The sequence below is a fragment of the Pseudomonas sp. LB3P14 genome (genome assembly GCF_054898045.1).
In genome coordinates, this window is sequence record NZ_CM142714.1 from 2,753,714 (window position 1) to 2,770,118 (window position 16,405).

The window sequence follows — 16,405 nt, forward strand, 5'->3', positions numbered from 1 at the left end:
GCACCTGCTTAATTCAAAGAAGTCTGGTTCAAAGTTTTGCGATTGATACGAGCGCGCAAGGTCAGGGCCGCGAGGGTCCCGAGCAGGCCGACGAAGGCGATGTAGCCGAAATACAGCTTGTAACCAAAGGCACCGGGGAAATGTTCGGTGAGGTAGCCGTTGATCAAGGGAATAAAAGCATCCGGCAGGTACCCGACCACCGAGACAATGCCAATGGCCAGGCCGGTGATGCGCAGCGGAATATTGCAGGTGTCGAGGATCGCCCAGTACAAGCCGCGAATGGCGTAGGTCATCAAACCGATGAAAATCACCGTGCCAATCAGCAGGCCCATGCTGTTGAGTGCCGGGAACACGATCAGGCCGACCATCGCCAATGTCGCCAAAAACAGCGCCACGATCAGCACCGAAATGTTCGAGAACTTGTCACCCAGCCAGCCACCGCCGATACCGCCGATCGGGCGCATCCACAATTTGATGGTGGTGATGGTGCCGGCCATGACCGCCGTCATGCCGCCGCCTTGTAGATAATCGGAGAAGCTATAGGTGGCCCAGAAGATGTGATAACCGCAGAACACGATGGCCGTCACCAACCACAATTCAGGGATTTTCACCAACGTCGCCAGATCGCTGAGCAGGTTGAACTTGCCCTTCTCCACCGGCGCCGTGTCTTCCATGGACTTCGGGTCCTTGATCAACACCAGCACACAGCCGATGGCGATACAGGTGAAGGCATAGAGGTAGACCACGTGCTTGAAGCCTTCGGCTGCCGACTCGCCACGGGTTTCGGTGGCGAAGGCGAAAAGACCGAGAGCAACCGTCGCCAGCAGGGCTTCCACCAGGCCGCGACCGCCGTCGAGGATGCCGAAGAACCGGCCTTGTTCAGTGTGATGAGCGATCATCTTCACGCGTTTGAGTACCGAGGCCCAGAACGTCAGGCCGGTGGTCAGGCCCCAACAACCGAAGATGATCATCAACCCGGTCATCGACGGCGCGGTGGAGTACCACAGGCCCAAGGCGCCGGTGGCGACCAGCGAGAAGAAAATCAGAAACCGTGGGGCAATGCGGTCAGCCAGCCAACCGCTCGGCAAATAACTGAGGAGGAAAATCGTCCCGAGCATCGAGTACAGATAACCCAGCTCGCTGTGGTTGATCTGGAACACGTCGAGCATGGTGGTCTGGTAGACCTGGCGCAGGTACAGGATCGGATAGATCGCACCGGCGGCCAGCACCAATAGCATCAGTTGGAAATAGCGACTTCCCTTGTCGCTGTGGCTTTTTGTACCCGCGTTCGAACCCTGAACAGCGGCAGCAGTGGATGCATGCTTGGACATCTGGGAGACCTCGAGCAGCCCGGTGGTCCGGGTGCCCCTGATAATTGTTTTTATAGGTAGTGCGTGAGGCGTGTCGCGGGTGGGTCAATACTTCATGACGACCAGACGGGTCTGGGTGAATTCGAGCATGCCGTGCTTGCCGTCATCGCCGCCCAGGCCCGAGCGTTTCCAACCGGCGTGGAAGCCCTGGTACGGATCTGCCGGGGTGCGATTGACATACAACTCACCGGCCTCGATGGCGTTGGCGACTTTCATCGTGGTGCGGTAGTTCTCGGTGTACAGCACCGAGGACAGACCAAACTGGTGATCGTTGGCCATGGCCAGCGCTTCGTCGATGTCGCGGTACTTGAGCACCGGTAGCACCGGGCCGAAGATTTCTTCCTGGATGATTTCCATGTCCTGACGGCAGCCGCTGAGCAGGGTCGGCGGGTAGAAATGGCCCTTGCCTTGTGGCAGCACACCGCCTGTTTCCAATACAGCACCGTCGGCAATGGCGCGCTGGACCATGGCGTGGATGCTCTGTTGCGAACTGGCGTTGACCAACGGGCCCATCAGGTTGGCATCGATGGCACGATCGCCGAACTTCACGGCGCTGATTTTGGCTTTCAGCAGCGCGAGGAACTGTTCATAGACGCTTTCCTGCACGTAGACCCGCTCGACCGCCGTGCACAATTGGCCGCAGTGGGTGGTCTTGGAGGCGATGATGTCGCTGGCGGCTTTTTCCAGATCGGCGTCGGCTTCGATGATCGCCGGGGTTTTACCGCCCAACTCCAGGGATGGCTTGGCGATGTTGGCCTTGCAGTAATCGAGCACGATGCGCCCGGCGTTGACGCTGCCAGTCAGGGTGATCAAACCGACAGCCTTATGGGTGCAAACGGTGGCGGCCGTGGCGTGATCCATGGTCAGGATATTGACCACACCGGCGGGCAAACCGGATTGCTGCACAGCCTTGGCGATCTCGAACGCCGAGGTCGGGGTGTTGTTACTCGGACGCACCACCACCGTGTTGCCGGCAATCAACGCCGGGGCGATTTTGCGCAGCAACGTATAGACCGGGTAGTTGAACGGAATCAGGCAGGCAACGACGCCAATCGGCTCGCGGTGCAGAAAGAGGTTTTCGTTCGGGGTGTCGCTGGGAATGATTTCGCCTTCGATGCGGCGCGCCCATTCGGCGTGGTAACGGGTTATCTGCGCGGCGTAACGGGCTTCGTTGCTGGCATCGGCAACGGCCTTGCCGGATTCAGCGGCCAGGGCTGCGCCGATGTTTTCGGCGCAGGCATCGAGGGCGTCGGCGAAGGAACGCAGGTGTTCGGCGCGTTCGATGCTGGTGAGTTTGCCCCAGACTTTCTGGGCGGCCGCGGCGGCTTCGACGGCGGCAGTGGCTTCATCGGCGGTCGCCGCTGAAACGTGGCCCACCAGTGCTTCGGTGGCCGGGTTGTAGACTGCGATCAGCGCTTCGCTGGCAGGTTCCATGAAGTGACCGTTAACAAAATTTCGCTCGATTCGCATGGCATTGCCCATCGTTGTTTTTATCCAGTGAATGCAGTCTTGTCATCCAGGCCGGGTTGAACAAACGATTTATTGAGCGATGTAACATTCGAAAAATGCAAGTTACCCGATCCCCTTGTAGGAGCGAGGCTTGCCCGCGAAGGCGGCGGGCCTGCCAACATTTGTGTTGAATGTGCTGACGCCTTCGCGGGCAAGTCGGATCGCCGCACCGCTCGCTCCTACAGGGGTTGGGGTTTCTAGCTGGCGGCTTTGGAGGGCTCGAGCTGCCGCTGCGCCAACCAGATTTCCTCCTGCAACCACTGACTGAACACCTGCAATTGCGGCATCTGCGTCTGCTCGGGCCGGGTCACCAGCCAGTAGGATTGATGCCCTTCCACATGCACGTTCAGCACCTGGGTCAACTGGCCGCTGGCCAGCTCAGAAGCAACCATGTGCCAGTCGGCAATGGTGATGCCCAGGCCGTCGATGGCCGCGCGGATTGCCAGGTCCAGCAGGTCGAATTCATAACCGCCCTGGGTGTCGACGCCGGTGATTCGCGCGGCGTCCAGCCAGTGTTTCCAGGTCAGGTAGCGCTGGTCCTCCCGGGCCAGTACATGCAACAGTGTCAAGCGATTGAGATCGATGCCCCGCTCGCTCCACTCCCGCGCATACAAGGACGGCGCACACACCGCGATGTGCCGTTCCTGGATCAGCAGCGAGCTGTCCAGGCCGTCCCATTCACCGTCGCCAAAGCGGATCGCGCAATCCAGCGTGCTGGTTTCCGCCAGGCTGTCCTGCAAGCGCGTGGTGATGCTCAGTTCCAGTTCCGGATGCTTCTCGCGCAGCCGCCCCAGACGCGGCATCAACCAGCGGTTGGTGAAGGTTGGCGGCGCGTTGATGTGCAGGCGATTGGAATGGGTTTTCTGCTGAATGCTGCGCACCGTCAGTTCGATCTTGTCGAAGGATTGATGCAATGCCCGCAGCAGAATCCGACCGGCGCTGGTCAGCTCGAGGTGGTGGTGCCGGCGCTCCAGCAGCGTCTCTTCGAGTTGTTCTTCCAGCTGACGCACCTGCCGGCTGACGGCGCTTTGCGTCACGTTCAGCAACTCGGCAGCACGGGTGAAGCTGCCCGTGCTACCAGCGACTTCAAAGGCTTTCAGCGCGTTGAGGCCGGGCATTTTTCGTTTCATGGAAGGCTCTCGGGATCAGTGACAAGACGCAAAGCATCCCACGCTCGCCATGCATTGTCCTACAGGATTTTCTCAGTAACATGCATCTGACGAAGGTTTACTCGCATTTTTTATCGTTTGTTCATCACCTCGCTCATAGCAAGACTTGCCGGCATCTCTAATAAAAAAAACCGAGAGCCGCCCCATGCCCTTCCCTGCTTCTTTGCGCCTTAGTCCGTCGTACCTCGCTCTGCTCTGCACCTTCGCAGCACCGGCCATGGCCGTACAGGTCACTGACAACCTCGACCTCGGCGGCGCCGTCCGTGCACGTTGGGATTACGACCCCGATCGCGATATCCAGAAGTTCAACTTCGACACCGCGTTCCTCACCGCCAAGTACAACTCTGACACCTGGATCGGCGCGGCCAAGTACCGTTTCTACGGTCGGGCCTACCCGTATCAGTACACGAACAACGTCGGTGATGTAGCGTTCGCCGAGTCGGCGTGGATCGGCTACAAGTTCAACCCGGACCAGCAGGTCCAGGTCGGCCTGAACCAGGTGCCGTTTGGTTTGCAACCGTACTTCGGCAGTACCTTCTTCGAAACCCTGGGCAACGTCATTGGCGTGGAAGACCTGGAAGAAGTCGGCGCCAAATACATCCAGCAAGTAGGTGACTGGAACATCCAGGCCGGTTACTACCTGCGCCCGGCGTGGCAAGGCAAAGGCACCAGCAATGGCCGCACCTATTCCAGCGTGGTGTCCGAGGCCGACAGCTATGTCACCGACGGCAGCGACAACCGCGAGCGCAATACCGTGGTGCTGCGGGTGGCCAAGGCGCTGGATCTGGGGCCTTGGAAATCCGAAGTCGGGGTCTCCGGCCTGACCTCCACCCTGAAGAACAATGACACCGACGACAATGGCCGACGCAACGCCGTGGCCGTTCATTACCTGGGCAAAAACGGCCCGTGGGGCGTGCAGTTGCAGGCAGCGCGGCAACAGATGTCGCCGCGCAACCCTGGCACCGATGAATTGGTAACCCTTGGCGGTTACGACGGTACGTATAACATCGCCAGCCGCGGCAACTTGTACGTGGCGGATGTCAGTTACGACGTGGCCGGCAAGTACCTGTTCGATCAGGTCAGCGGGGTCAAGGTCTATGCCAACTACAGCGCCTTCGACAAATCCGCCAGCGAGTTCAAGACCTCCGAACGGGTGATACTTGGCAGCTCGTTTTCGGTGAGCACGTTGTGGATCGCGACTGAATGGTTGTTTGGCAAGAACGATCCGTACATTGGGGGCAGCAGCTATACCCAGAGCCTGGGGGCTGGCGGCAGTGACCAGTGGGAGAATCAGGTTTATGTGAACGTTGGGTATTACTTCTGATCCGCGATTTTAGGCGTCCTTGAGGACGCTTTCGCGGGCAAGTCGGATCGCCGCACCGCTCGCTCCTACGGTTAATCGCATTCCCCTGTAGGAGCGAGGCTTGCCCGCGAAGGCGTCAGCTCAAACAACACTTGCATCAGCCCCTTCCTGATAGTCAGATAGGCACCACAAAACCATCCAAAAACAACAAACCGGCCCGCCGTAGCACCCGAGGCCGGTGCGGAGTCATCCTTCCATGCGTCAACTGCCCTCGCTCAACATGCTGCGCGTCTTCGAAGAGGTCGCGCGGCATCGCAGCTTCAGCCAGGCGGCTTTGGGATTAAACGTCACCCAGGGCGCTGTCAGCCGGCAGATCAAACAGCTTGAAGACTACCTCGGTGTAGCCCTGTTCGTACGTACTCCCCAAGGTCTGACACTGACCGAAACCGGCACCGCCCTTTCCCCGCATCTGGCGGAGGCCTTCGACCACATCGAACGCGCCCTGCAAGCGGTACGCGTGCCCAACCTGCGTCAGCGCCTGCGGATTCTCGCACCGCCGACCTGGGCGACTCGTTGGTTGTCGGCGCACCTGCGTGTGTTTTGCCAACGCTACCCGGACATCAGCCTGAGCGTGACTAACCAGGCCAGCCACGACAGCCTCGCCGAAGTCGATTGCCACATCCGCTTCGGCCTCGAAGCCGCCAGCCATTGCAGCAGCCAGTTGCTGGTGATGGAGCGTCACATCGCCGTGGCCAGTCCGGAGCTTTTCACCAACGGCCAACCGCCAGACCTGCGGCAGTTTCCGTTGCTGCACATCCTGCACGACGGCAAGCGCTTGAAGGTCTGGGAGAACTGGTTGGCCGCGATGGGCCGCGACGATGTCGATGCGGGGCAAGGACTGGAATTCAGCACACTGGATCAGGTGATCCATACGGCGTTGGCCGGTGGTGGGTTGGCGGTGATTGACCGGCAGATGATTGAGAAGGAACTGGCAAATGGCAGCCTGTTGCCGATCACTCCGGTGGAGGTGATCGGGCCTTATGGGTATTGGCTGGATGTGGCAAACGACAAGCAGGGGTTGTCGAAGGTGCGGTTGTTTACGCATTGGTTGGGGTTGGTCAGCAATCCATAGAACACCAACGACCCCTGTGGGAGCGGGCTTGCCCGCGATCGCGGTCTTCCATTCACATTGATGTTGAATGTGCCGACGCCATCGCGGGCAAGTCGGATCGCCGCACCGCCGCTCCCACAGGGATTCTTGGCAGACTTTAGATCGGTGCAGCGACTTTTACTGCAGTCGGCGCACTCCCCTCCACCGGACTCTGCGCCTTGCACGCCTGGCTCAACGTCAGCGATTTAGTCTCCGGCGCCCAGGCCCAGGAAATGATCGCGCCCAACGCCAGAATCGCCGCCAGTATGCCCATGGTCGGGCTCAAGCCAATCCCCGCCACACTCACCGGCAACAGAAACGTACTGACCGCCGAGCCCAAACGACTCACCGCTGTGGCAAGACCGATCCCGCTGGCCCGCACTTCAGTCGGAAAGCTCTCGGCCGGGAACACGCCCACAAGGTTACTCACGGCCGAAAGCACCAGCGTGAACAGTCCGAACACCAGCACCATCAGGAACGCCGCACTGCCCGGCAACACCGCCAACAGGAACAACGCCACCGCGAGGATGATGAACGAGTTGATCAAAAAGCCCCGGCGCGAGAATTTGATCGTGCACCAGATCCCGATCAGCGCGCCCAGAATCAACAGCATGTTCAGCATCAACTCGGTACCAAAACCTTCGGCCAGGCCCATCTTCTGCAGAATCGACGGCAGGAAGGTGTAGATGGCGAAGTACGGCATGACGATGCAGACGAAGAACAGGCAATTGAACGCGGTGCGCTTGCGGTATTCACGACTGAACAGCACCGCGTAACCGGAGCGGGTTTCGGTGGATTGTGTTTCGTCGAGTTCGACGTTGTCACCCAGATGCTTCTTGACGATCGCTCGCGCCTCGGCAATCCGACCCTGATTCACCAGCCAGCGCGGCGACTCGGGCGTGCCGATACGGGCGATCAGAATCAATGCCGCCGGAATCGCCGACGAGGCCAGCATCCAGCGCCAGGCATCGTCCCCGAGGCTGAGCATAGCGGTGCCGACGAAGGTCGCGGCCACGTAGCCGAAGGTCCAGATCACGCTGAACGAACCGAGCAACACGCCGCGGTGTTTCTTCGGCGCAAACTCGGCCAGCATGGCGTGACCGACGCTGAAGTCACCACCCAGCCCGATACCGATCAGCACCCGACAGAGAAACAGGCCCATGGCCGTTTCAGCGTAGAACTGCATCACCGAGGCAATGGTGATCAACACGAAGCTGACCAGGAAGATTTTCTGCCGACCGACTTTGTCGGAAATCCAGCCAAAAAACAGACTGCCGAGAAACAAACCGATCAGCGCCGAAGCCCCAATCAATCCCTGCCAGAACGTATCCAGCTGCATCTGTGGACTCAGCAGCGTGAACGCGATACCGATCAGACCGAGAATGTAGCCGTCGGTGAAATGCGCGCCGAAGGTCAGGCCGGCGATCTTGAGGTGGAAGCGCCCGATGGGCAGGTCGTCGATTTTTACCGGTTGGACGGACATGTAAGTCTCCAATTGTTGTTATTGACGGAGAAATGAAACCGATAGCTGTGTTTCTTGTAGGAGCGAGGCTTGCCCGCGAAGGCGGTGTGTCAGGTAATACAGATGTCGACTGACACACCGTCTTCGCGGGCAAGCCTCGCTCCTACAGGGTTGTGTGGGGCGTTAGAGGCCGCCCATCAACAGGTATTTGATTTCCAGGTAGTCATCCAGACCGTATTTCGAACCCTCGCGACCGAGGCCCGATTCCTTGATGCCACCGAATGGCGCCACTTCCGTGGAAATGATCCCTTCGTTGATCCCCACCATGCCGGCTTCCAGGCCATCGGCCATGCGCCAGACCCGGCCGATGTCGCGGCTATAGAAGTAGGCCGACAAACCGTACGGCGTGTCGTTGGCCCGTTGCAGCACCTCGGCCTCGTCCTTGAAGCGGAAGCACGCAGCCACCGGACCGAACGTTTCGTCCTGAGCGATCAGCATGTCGCTGTTGGCTTCGGTGAGGATGGTCGGCTCATAAAAAGTGCCGCCCAGTGCGTGACGGCGACCGCCGCACAGCAACTTGGCACCTTTCTCCAGCGCATCGCCCACATGCAGCTCGACCTTGGCCAGCGCTGCGGCGTTAATCAGCGGACCTTGCTCGGTTTCACCCTCCAGCGCGCTACCCACCCGCATTGCCGCAACGGCTTGCGCGAGTTTTCCGGTGAAGGCTTCATAGACGCCATCCTGAATGAAGAAGCGGTTCACGCAGACGCAGGTTTGCCCGGTGTTGCGGAATTTCGAGGCCATCGCGCCTTTGACGGCTGCGTCCAGATCGGCATCGTCGAAGACGATGAACGGCGCGTTGCCGCCCAGTTCCAGCGAGACTTTTTTCAGTGTGTCGGCGGCCTGACGCATCAGCAATTTGCCGGTGCGGGTGGAGCCGGTGAACGACAACTTGCGCACCACGCTGGAGGTTTGCAGCGCACCACCGATGGCCACGGCGTCGCCGGAAACGATGTTGAACACACCGGCCGGAATGCCTGCCTGTTCAGCCAATACCGCCAAGGCGAAAGCCGACAACGGTGTCTCTTCCGACGGCTTGAGAATCATCGTGCAACCCGCCGCCAGTGCCGGGCCAACCTTGCGGGTGACCATGGCCAGCGGGAAGTTCCACGGGGTGATCGCAGCGACTACACCGATGGCTTCCTTGACCACGATGATCCGCGCATCGGCCTTGTGGCTTGGAATCACGTCGCCGTAAGCGCGTTTGGCTTCTTCGGCGAACCACTCCAGAAAGCTCGCGGCATAGACCACTTCACCCATGGCTTCGGCCAGCGGTTTGCCTTGTTCGCGGCTGAGCAGGGTCGCCAGATCCTTTTGATTGCTCAGCATCAATTCGCTCCAGCGCTTGAGCTTCTGGCTGCGTTCCTTGGCAGTTAACTTGCGCCAGGCTGGCAAAGCGCGGTTGGCGGCGTCGATGGCTCGGTTGGTTTCTTCAGCGCCGGCCTTTTGTACGTCGGTAATCAACTCGCCATTGGCCGGGTTGAAAACCGGATACATCGAACCACCGCTGGACCATTGGCCGTCGATGAAGTTGCCGTTGCGGATCAGCGCGCTCATGCCACAGCCTCGGTCAGATTAAAGCGCTCCAGACCCGGACGGGCCGAACGCAAGATACGTTTGCCGGCGGTGTAATCGTTGATCACGTCGCACGGGGTGTAATTGCGTTCCAGCTCGTACAGCTCATCTGCATCGAGTCTGGTCTCCAGCGCTGCCAAGGCACTGTCGAACTGTTCTGTGGTGTCGGCGCCCACGAGCATGCAATCCACGCCCGGGTGATTGGCGACCCAGGCCTGCGCGATCTGTGCGTTGGACACGCCGCGAGCACGGGCCACACGCTGCACCGAATGCGCGATCTCGAACGAAGCTTCGTCGCTGTACATCTGTTGGGTGAAAAAGTCGGTCTGGTTACGAGTCGATTGCACATCACCGGTCAACAACCCGCGAGCCAACGGACTGAACACCGACACGCCCAAACCCTGATCACGGCAGAACGGGATCATCTCGCGTTCTTCTTCGCGGTAGGCGCAGTTCAGTTGCAGCTGCATGTTGATCGGCTTGACCCAGCCATTGCGCTCGCAGGCCATGAGAATTTTCGCCAGTTGCCCGGTGAGCATGGTCGAGACGCCGATGTATCGCGCCTTGCCGGAACGCACGATGTCGTTCATGGCGCTCATGGTTTCTTCGACCGGGGTATTCACGTCGAAGTAATGCAGCATGAACACATCAACATAATCCATGTTCAGACGCTTCAACGACGCATCGATGCTGTCCATGATGTGCTTGCGCGAATGACCGCTGGCGTTGATCCCGGTGCGAGTGCCGTAACCGACCTTGGTGGTGATCACCAGGTCTTCGCGACGGGCCAGGCGCTTGACGATGCGCCCCACCACTTCCTCGCCGACACCGGCGGAGTAGAAATCCGCGAGGTCGATGAAGTTCACACCGTTGTCCAGCGCATGCGCGACGATTGGCTCGCTTTTCTTCTCATCGAAGATCCACGGTTTCCAGTCCGGGGTGCCCATGTTCATGGTGCCCAGGCAGAGGCGGGAGACTTGCAGGCCGGAGTTGCCCAAACGAATGTATTGCATGGCGCGGACCTCAGGCTTTTGGGGTGTAGAAAGGGTTGCTGATGTGATTGACCACATCCGCCAGTTGCGCCGTTTCCGGCTTGCCGGTCAGCGCCGCACGAATCGCCGTGCGGCAGGCGTTGTAGTTGTTCAGGTAGACCGCATCCAGATCGTCGCAGGCCGGGTTGACCCAGTTCGCGGTCACGATGGCCCACTCGTCTTCGGCTTCCGGCGGCAAGGTGCCGTCCAGCAGCGCTTCAAGCACAGCCTTGGCGATCCCGGCCTGCGACGCGCCCCACGTGGCGTTGCCGTGCAGGTCGCTGCTGATCGCAGCCTTGTTCACATAAAGGGTCATTGGCTTGACCGGAATGTTCGGCTGGGCGATCACCATGAACGGGCAATGGCCCTGGCTCGGCGATGCCAGGCTGGTGGCAAACGCCTGCCCTGCCGGGCCGTTGCGCGGACCGATCAGAATGTTGATGTGCGCGGCATTCACGCCAGGGCCTTCGAAGCCTTCACCGATGTACAGGTCGAGTTCTTTCATGAGTCATTACTCTTCAGGGATTTGGGTTGATCAGAGGTGCACGCCGACCGTGGAGGTCGCGTGGCAAATGTCGGGATTCGAAGAGCGCAGCAGGTCGCTGGCGAGGACGCGGCAGTGAGGATTAGTCATGGGTGCAAACGCTCTTTTTGTTGTTGATGAGCTGTGTTTGCGATTTTTTAACACCGGGGGTTTGCGGGGCTGTAACCATTAAAAGTCATGAGGGCATGACTTCAAGTCATACCCTGAAGCAACCCCCTGTAGGAGCGGAGCTTGCTCGCGAAGGCGGAGTGTCCGCCGACATCATCGTTTTCTGATACACCGCTTTCGCGAGCAAGCTCTGCTCCTACAGGGATTGGGTTAATTGTGCTTAGTACGACGGAGCGTCTTTTTTCATGGTGTCCTTGGACATCGCGTCCTTTTTCATCTCATCCTTCTTCATCGTGTCCTTGGACATGGCATCTTTCTTCATCGTGTCCTTGGACATCGCGTCTTTCTTCATCGTGTCCTTTTGCATGGCGTCTTTGGACATCGAGTCTTTGCTCATGCTGTCGTTGCTCATGCCGTTATTGGTGGTTGCATCGGCCGCAAAAACGCTGGCGGCGTCAAATGCCAGGCACATGGACAGTACGGTGGTCGCTAACTTTTTCATGATGAAACTCCTTGAAGCACAGGTTGCGAATGAGCGCAGCGAGCGCTACGCAGTGAAGTGGCCAGGCGCCGTCAGCTGCCACCGAACCAGTTGTAGCCCTGGTCTTCCCAGTAGCCACCCGGATAGGTGTTGGTGACGAACATCGCCTGAATGTGTTTGGGATTCTTGTAGCCCAGCTTGGTGGGCATGCGCAGCTTCATCGGGAAGCCGTACTGGCGAGGCAGCACCGCGCCGTCATAGGTCAGCGTCAACAAGGTTTGCGAATGCAGTGCGGTGGCCATGTCGATGCTGGTGTAGTAGTCGTCCGCGCATTTGAAGCCGACATATTTGGCATCCGTGTCGGCACCGACCCGCTTCAGGAAGTCGCTGAACCGTACGCCGCCCCAGCGCCCGATCGCGCTCCAGCCTTCGACGCAAATGTGCCGGGTAATCTGTTCGGTCTGCGCCATGGCGCGCAGCTCTTCCAGGCGCCAGCTGCGCTTGTCCGCGACCATGCCGGTCACTTCCAGTCGATAACTCTCTTCCTCCACCGTCGGCGCCTCTTCGATGCCATAAAAGGCATTGAAGGGAAACGGCCGGGTGATCATCGACTCGGGATAGGTTGGCGCCAGTGCATTGGGGTTGAACAACCAGCCCTGCACCCGATCGTTGAACCGGGACATACTGGACAATGCAGTCTCAACGCTTTCGTTGTCGGTCAGGTTGCAGCCGGACAACATGGCCACACCGCCGAGGGTCAGGCCGCGCATCAGGAACGAGCGTCGTGAGCGGTCCTCGATCTGTGGTGCAAGGATCTTTCTGGCGTCTGTCAGGATGGACGACTCGTCCAGCCCTGAGCCTTCGATGCGCTTTTTCATACGGGCTCCTTGCGACCGACAATCATGGCCCACAACGTTTTTGGAACGAGCGCGACCATCACCAGATGAACCGCGACAAAGGCCACCAACAGCGACATCGCGATGAAGTGCACGTGCCGTGCGCCTTCGTAACCGCCCAGCAGTTCACGCAACAGCGGAAACTGGACGGACTTCCACAACACCAGCCCGGAAATCACCAGCAGTGTGATGTCGACCATCACGAACAGGTATGCCACCCGTTGCACCTGGTTGTAATGGCTCAGATCGGCATGCCCCAACCGCCCTCGCAACGCCGCCCACAGGTCATGCAGGACACCTTTAGGCGAAACCGGGAAAAAGCGCCGTTTCAGACGACCACTGACGAGGTTGATGATCAGGTAGACAAGACCGTTGACGGCCAGAAACCACATCGCCGCGAAATGCCATTGCAACGCCCCGCCAAGCCAGCCGCCCAAGGTGATTGTTTTGGGAAAACTGAAGTCGTACAGCGGGGAAGCGTTATAGATTCGCCAACCGCTGGTGACCATGACCAGCACCGCCAGGGCGTTCAGCCAATGGGTCAGCCGAAGCCAGCGGGGATGTGTGCTGACCGTGGGTGAAGCAGGTAACTGCGACATGATGGGCTCCCGGCGGTTGATCGTTGGAGCCGATTATGTGAGCCGACAGGTCGCCAAATCCTCACGTAAAGTTAAATTAAACGTGACAACTCTCGGCGCCTTGCAGCGGTCCTTGCACCGCAATTGTGTTTAAAATGCCGCCCCTTCTCATTGCCGACGCTGCCCGATGAACTCAGACGCCCTCTCCACCCTCCACGACCATTTACTGACAGCCCTGGCAGCGGCCCCCGCCGAAACCCGTCGGCTGTTCCACGGCCGTGGCCGGTGCTGGCCGGGGCTGGAGCAATTGACCGTCGATTGGCTGCAGGGCGTGGTGCTGGTGTCGCTGTTCAAGGAACCCGAAGCATCGCAACTGGAAGCGTTGAAACAGAAGCTGATGGACGTCACGCAATCGCCTGCGTGGACGCAATCCGGCGCGCACACGCTCTTGCTGCAACATCGCTACCTGCTGCAAAGCACGACCGAGTGGCTGTTGGGGGACGCGATCGACGAGATGACGATCACCGAGGGCGGTTTGCATTACCGGGTGGACCTGGGCCGCAAACAGAACACCGGCCTGTTCCTCGACATGCGTTACGGCCGCGACTGGGTGCGGGCCAATGCCCAGGGCAAGCGCGTGCTGAACCTGTTCGCCTACACCTGCGGATTCTCGGTGGCGGCCATCGAGGGGGGTGCTACGCACGTGGTCAATCTGGACATGTCCAGCCCGGCCCTGAGCCGTGGCCGCGACAATCACCGGCTCAACGGCCACGACCTGAGCAAGGTGACTTTCCTCGGTCATGACCTGTTCAAATCCTGGGGCAAGGTGATCGGCAAGGGCCCTTACGACCTGGTGATCATCGACCCGCCGTCCTTTCAGAAAGGCAGTTTTCTGCTGACCAAGGACTACCAGCGCGTGCTGCGCCGGCTGCCGGAATTGCTCAGCCCCCAGGGCACGGTTCTGGCGTGCATGAACGATCCGGCGTTCGGCCCGGACTTCCTCATCGACGGCGTCACCCGCGAAGCACCGAGCCTGCGTTTCGAGCAACGGCTGGACAATCCGCCGGAGTTTCCAGACGCCGATGTTGAATGCGGGTTGAAGGCGTTAGTGTTCAGGCTGGAGGATTGAGCACCAACGCAAACAACTCACCATGCCCATTCACATTGAGCTTGTGATAGAGGTTGCGCCGGTGCACCTTCACCGTCTCCGGGGAAATGCCCATCTGTTGGGCGATGGCCTTGCTTGAGAAACCCTGAAGAATCAGGCGCGCCGTTTCGACTTCCCGCACCGACAGGCGCGCGTCGAAGCGATCGAGCAGGGTCGCCAGATCCCCGGCCACCGCCTCGGCGGCCGGTCCTTCAGGCGGCAGCAATTGAAGGTGACGGCGCATCGCCGCCAGCACCCAATCACGCACACAGAGCAGGCGGCCCTGCTCTTCAGGACTGAACCGCGTCGAGCGACCCAGGGACAAACCGAGCACGGCGCCATCGACGTTGACCATGAACTGCAACTCGTCACCGCCCACCACGGTGCGGAAGTAGCTCAGGTAGTACTCGCTCTGCTGGAACTGGTCAGGGGCGACCGAATCGAGGCTGTGCAAGCCATCGGCAATGCCGGCGCAGGCGGCCTGATAAAACGGGTCGAGCAGGTACATGCCGGCACTGTAGTCCGCCAATTCTTCATGCTCGTCGGCGCCACCTTTGGCGTCGAAATCAATCAGCAGACGCGGCACCCGCCCGGCCCGCATCACCGCGACCAACGCATTATCCAGCGGCACCAGCAGGCGCAGCGTGTCGACCAGCGCGCGCCAGAACCCGTCCTGCCCCACTGCACCAAATACCCGCGCCAGCCCTTGGTGCATCGGTAATTCTTTCAACAACGCGTCCACGCACTACCCCTTTCGAGTAACCCATGATGGGAATGGGTGAGTCCACTCCCTGCCGATACGCTGCAAGCACCTGATCATTACCGGCCTGCAGCAGGCCAGGAGTGCCGCATCATGAGTCGTCACCGCGCGTATATCAATCTTGGACTGGGCGCCTGTCTGTCGGTCTCGCTATCGGCGATTGCCGCCGAGGGGCCCACCGTGCACGTGTACAACTGGTATGACTACATTGGTCCCACGACCTTGCAGAATTTCAAGCGTGACACCGGAATTGCGCCGGTCTACGACACCTTCGACAGCGCCGAAGTACTGGAGGGAAAATTGCTCACCAGCCGCAGCGGATACGACGTGGTAGTGGCCAGCAACTTCAGTCTGCCGACCCTGATCAAGGCCGGCGCCCTTGCACCCCTGCCGCACGCTCAGATGCCTGATTTCAAAAACATGGACGCTGATCTGTTGGCGAAACTGGCCAACAACGATCCGGGCAACCAGTACGCCGTACCGTATCTGTGGGGCACCAACGGCATCGGCTACAACATCGACAAGGTCCGCGCTGCGCTGGGCGACAAGGCGCCGGTGGACTCCTGGGACCTGGTGTTCAACGAGGAGAACCTGGCCAAGCTCGGCCAGTGCGGCGTGGCCATGCTCGACTCGCCGGCCGAGATGTTGCCCGTCGCCCTGCACTACCTCGGTCTGCCAACTAACAGCACCAACCCCGAGGACTACAAGAAGGCCGAAGCGCTGCTGCTCAAGCTGCGTCCGCACATTGCCTACTTCAACTCGTCCAAGTTCATCAGCGACCTGGCCAACGGCAACATCTGCGTGGCGGTGGGTTGGTCCGGCGCGATGCTGGAAGCCAAGACCAATGCCGAGCAGGCCAACAACGGCGTGAAGATCGCCTACAGCTTGCCGAAGGAAGGCGCGCCGGTGTGGTTCGACACGCTGGTATTGCTCAAGGACGCGCCGCATCCAGAACAGGGCCTGGCGTTCATCGACTATCTGATGCGCCCCGACGTCATCGCCCCCGTCAGCGATCACCTCTCCTACCCCAATGGCAACCGCAGCGCGACGCCACTGGTGGCCGAAGCCACCCGCAACAACCCGGCCGTATATCCGTCGGCCGAAGCCATGGCCACGTTATTCACCCTTCAGCCCCTGCCGCCCGCCACCGAGCGCGTGCGGACGCGGATCTGGAGCAAAGTCAAAAACGGCCAGTAAACCTAATACCAATCATTTTTCGATGTGAATCGCTTTTCGTAGGAGCCAGGCTTGCCGGCGAAAGC

15 protein-coding genes are annotated in these 16,405 nt (G+C 59.8%); 4 read left to right on the forward strand and 11 right to left on the reverse strand.

Going from position 1 to position 16,405, the window contains the following annotated elements; all coding sequences use genetic code 11:
- Nucleotides 1–8: 8 nt before the first annotated feature.
- The 3 genes from ACYZT5_RS12740 to ACYZT5_RS12750 all read right to left on the reverse strand — a co-directional run bounded on the left by ACYZT5_RS12740 (nt 9) and on the right by ACYZT5_RS12750 (nt 4,009).
- The gene (locus ACYZT5_RS12740) at nt 9–1,331 is read right to left on the reverse strand and encodes an MFS transporter (protein WP_462051415.1); all 1,323 of its coding nucleotides are present in this window, start codon (nt 1,329–1,331) and stop codon (nt 9–11) included.
- Nucleotides 1,332–1,415: 84 nt separating this feature from the next.
- Nucleotides 1,416–2,840 (reverse strand): aldehyde dehydrogenase, encoded by a 1,425-nt coding sequence (gene aldA / locus ACYZT5_RS12745; RefSeq protein WP_462051416.1) that lies wholly within the window; start codon nt 2,838–2,840, stop codon nt 1,416–1,418.
- A gap of 236 nt (nt 2,841–3,076) precedes the next feature.
- The gene (locus ACYZT5_RS12750; protein ID WP_462051417.1) at nt 3,077–4,009 is read right to left on the reverse strand and encodes a LysR substrate-binding domain-containing protein; all 933 of its coding nucleotides are present in this window, start codon (nt 4,007–4,009) and stop codon (nt 3,077–3,079) included.
- A 184-nt stretch (nt 4,010–4,193) separates the two neighbouring features.
- Here ACYZT5_RS12750 and ACYZT5_RS12755 point away from each other — a divergent pair, with 184 nt between their 5' ends.
- Nucleotides 4,194–5,372: a hypothetical protein gene (locus ACYZT5_RS12755; protein ID WP_462051418.1), complete on the forward strand. Its 1,179-nt coding sequence runs from the start codon at nt 4,194–4,196 to the stop codon at nt 5,370–5,372.
- 235 nt (nt 5,373–5,607) lie between these two features.
- Nucleotides 5,608–6,483 carry a LysR substrate-binding domain-containing protein gene (locus ACYZT5_RS12760; protein ID WP_462051419.1) on the forward strand — a complete coding sequence of 292 codons (876 nt, stop codon included), beginning with the start codon at nt 5,608–5,610 and terminating at the stop codon, nt 6,481–6,483.
- Nucleotides 6,484–6,619: 136 nt separating this feature from the next.
- Here the strand turns inward: ACYZT5_RS12760 and ACYZT5_RS12765 are convergent, their stop codons facing one another.
- The 7 genes from ACYZT5_RS12765 to ACYZT5_RS12795 form a co-directional block, all read right to left on the reverse strand.
- On the reverse strand, nt 6,620–7,984 hold the full coding sequence (locus ACYZT5_RS12765) for an MFS transporter (protein ID WP_462051420.1): 1,365 nt from the start codon (nt 7,982–7,984) through the stop codon (nt 6,620–6,622).
- Nucleotides 7,985–8,146: 162 nt separating this feature from the next.
- Nucleotides 8,147–9,580: an NAD-dependent succinate-semialdehyde dehydrogenase gene (locus ACYZT5_RS12770; protein ID WP_462051421.1), complete on the reverse strand. Its 1,434-nt coding sequence runs from the start codon at nt 9,578–9,580 to the stop codon at nt 8,147–8,149.
- Entirely contained in the window at nt 9,577–10,611 is a 1,035-nt protein-coding gene (locus ACYZT5_RS12775) for an aldo/keto reductase (protein ID WP_462051422.1), read from the reverse strand. The genes ACYZT5_RS12770 and ACYZT5_RS12775 overlap by 4 nt, the downstream gene beginning before the upstream one ends.
- A 10-nt stretch (nt 10,612–10,621) precedes the next feature.
- Nucleotides 10,622–11,134 carry a formaldehyde-activating enzyme gene (fae, locus tag ACYZT5_RS12780; RefSeq protein ID WP_462051423.1) on the reverse strand — a complete coding sequence of 171 codons (513 nt, stop codon included), beginning with the start codon at nt 11,132–11,134 and terminating at the stop codon, nt 10,622–10,624.
- Between the two features lie 367 nt (nt 11,135–11,501).
- Nucleotides 11,502–11,783 carry a pentapeptide MXKDX repeat protein gene (locus tag ACYZT5_RS12785; RefSeq protein WP_462051424.1) on the reverse strand — a complete coding sequence of 94 codons (282 nt, stop codon included), beginning with the start codon at nt 11,781–11,783 and terminating at the stop codon, nt 11,502–11,504.
- 71 nt (nt 11,784–11,854) lie between these two features.
- The gene (locus tag ACYZT5_RS12790; RefSeq protein WP_462051425.1) at nt 11,855–12,640 is read right to left on the reverse strand and encodes a molybdopterin-dependent oxidoreductase; all 786 of its coding nucleotides are present in this window, start codon (nt 12,638–12,640) and stop codon (nt 11,855–11,857) included.
- Nucleotides 12,637–13,257, reverse strand: a complete 621-nt coding sequence (locus tag ACYZT5_RS12795) for a cytochrome b/b6 domain-containing protein (RefSeq protein ID WP_462051426.1) — start codon at nt 13,255–13,257, stop codon at nt 12,637–12,639. Before ACYZT5_RS12795 ends, ACYZT5_RS12790 begins: the two co-directional genes overlap by 4 nt.
- A 166-nt stretch (nt 13,258–13,423) precedes the next feature.
- Here ACYZT5_RS12795 and ACYZT5_RS12800 point away from each other — a divergent pair, with 166 nt between their 5' ends.
- Nucleotides 13,424–14,365 carry a class I SAM-dependent methyltransferase gene (locus tag ACYZT5_RS12800; protein ID WP_462051427.1) on the forward strand — a complete coding sequence of 314 codons (942 nt, stop codon included), beginning with the start codon at nt 13,424–13,426 and terminating at the stop codon, nt 14,363–14,365.
- Here the strand turns inward: ACYZT5_RS12800 and ACYZT5_RS12805 are convergent.
- Nucleotides 14,349–15,125, reverse strand: coding sequence for a helix-turn-helix transcriptional regulator (locus ACYZT5_RS12805; RefSeq protein ID WP_462051428.1), 777 nt, complete (start codon nt 15,123–15,125; stop codon nt 14,349–14,351). The genes ACYZT5_RS12800 and ACYZT5_RS12805 overlap by 17 nt on opposite strands.
- Before the next feature lie 111 nt (nt 15,126–15,236).
- Between ACYZT5_RS12805 and ACYZT5_RS12810 the strand changes: the two genes are divergently transcribed.
- Nucleotides 15,237–16,340 carry an extracellular solute-binding protein gene (locus ACYZT5_RS12810; protein ID WP_462051429.1) on the forward strand — a complete coding sequence of 368 codons (1,104 nt, stop codon included), beginning with the start codon at nt 15,237–15,239 and terminating at the stop codon, nt 16,338–16,340.
- Nucleotides 16,341–16,405 lie beyond the last annotated feature (65 nt).

Bases quoted from the DNA above. Each gene is read 5' to 3' on its own strand.
- ACYZT5_RS12740 (WP_462051415.1), bottom strand. From the start codon at position 1,331: ATGTCCAAGCATGCATCCACTGCTGCCGCTGTTCAGGGTTCGAACGCG.
- aldA (WP_462051416.1), bottom strand. From the start codon at position 2,840: ATGCGAATCGAGCGAAATTTTGTTAACGGTCACTTCATGGAACCTGCC.
- ACYZT5_RS12750 (WP_462051417.1), bottom strand. From the start codon at position 4,009: ATGAAACGAAAAATGCCCGGCCTCAACGCGCTGAAAGCCTTTGAAGTC.
- ACYZT5_RS12755 (WP_462051418.1), top strand. From the start codon at position 4,194: ATGCCCTTCCCTGCTTCTTTGCGCCTTAGTCCGTCGTACCTCGCTCTG.
- ACYZT5_RS12760 (WP_462051419.1), top strand. From the start codon at position 5,608: ATGCGTCAACTGCCCTCGCTCAACATGCTGCGCGTCTTCGAAGAGGTC.
- ACYZT5_RS12765 (WP_462051420.1), bottom strand. From the start codon at position 7,984: ATGTCCGTCCAACCGGTAAAAATCGACGACCTGCCCATCGGGCGCTTC.
- ACYZT5_RS12770 (WP_462051421.1), bottom strand. From the start codon at position 9,580: ATGAGCGCGCTGATCCGCAACGGCAACTTCATCGACGGCCAATGGTCC.
- ACYZT5_RS12775 (WP_462051422.1), bottom strand. From the start codon at position 10,611: ATGCAATACATTCGTTTGGGCAACTCCGGCCTGCAAGTCTCCCGCCTC.
- fae (WP_462051423.1), bottom strand. From the start codon at position 11,134: ATGAAAGAACTCGACCTGTACATCGGTGAAGGCTTCGAAGGCCCTGGC.
- ACYZT5_RS12785 (WP_462051424.1), bottom strand. From the start codon at position 11,783: ATGAAAAAGTTAGCGACCACCGTACTGTCCATGTGCCTGGCATTTGAC.
- ACYZT5_RS12790 (WP_462051425.1), bottom strand. From the start codon at position 12,640: ATGAAAAAGCGCATCGAAGGCTCAGGGCTGGACGAGTCGTCCATCCTG.
- ACYZT5_RS12795 (WP_462051426.1), bottom strand. From the start codon at position 13,257: ATGTCGCAGTTACCTGCTTCACCCACGGTCAGCACACATCCCCGCTGG.
- ACYZT5_RS12800 (WP_462051427.1), top strand. From the start codon at position 13,424: ATGAACTCAGACGCCCTCTCCACCCTCCACGACCATTTACTGACAGCC.
- ACYZT5_RS12810 (WP_462051429.1), top strand. From the start codon at position 15,237: ATGAGTCGTCACCGCGCGTATATCAATCTTGGACTGGGCGCCTGTCTG.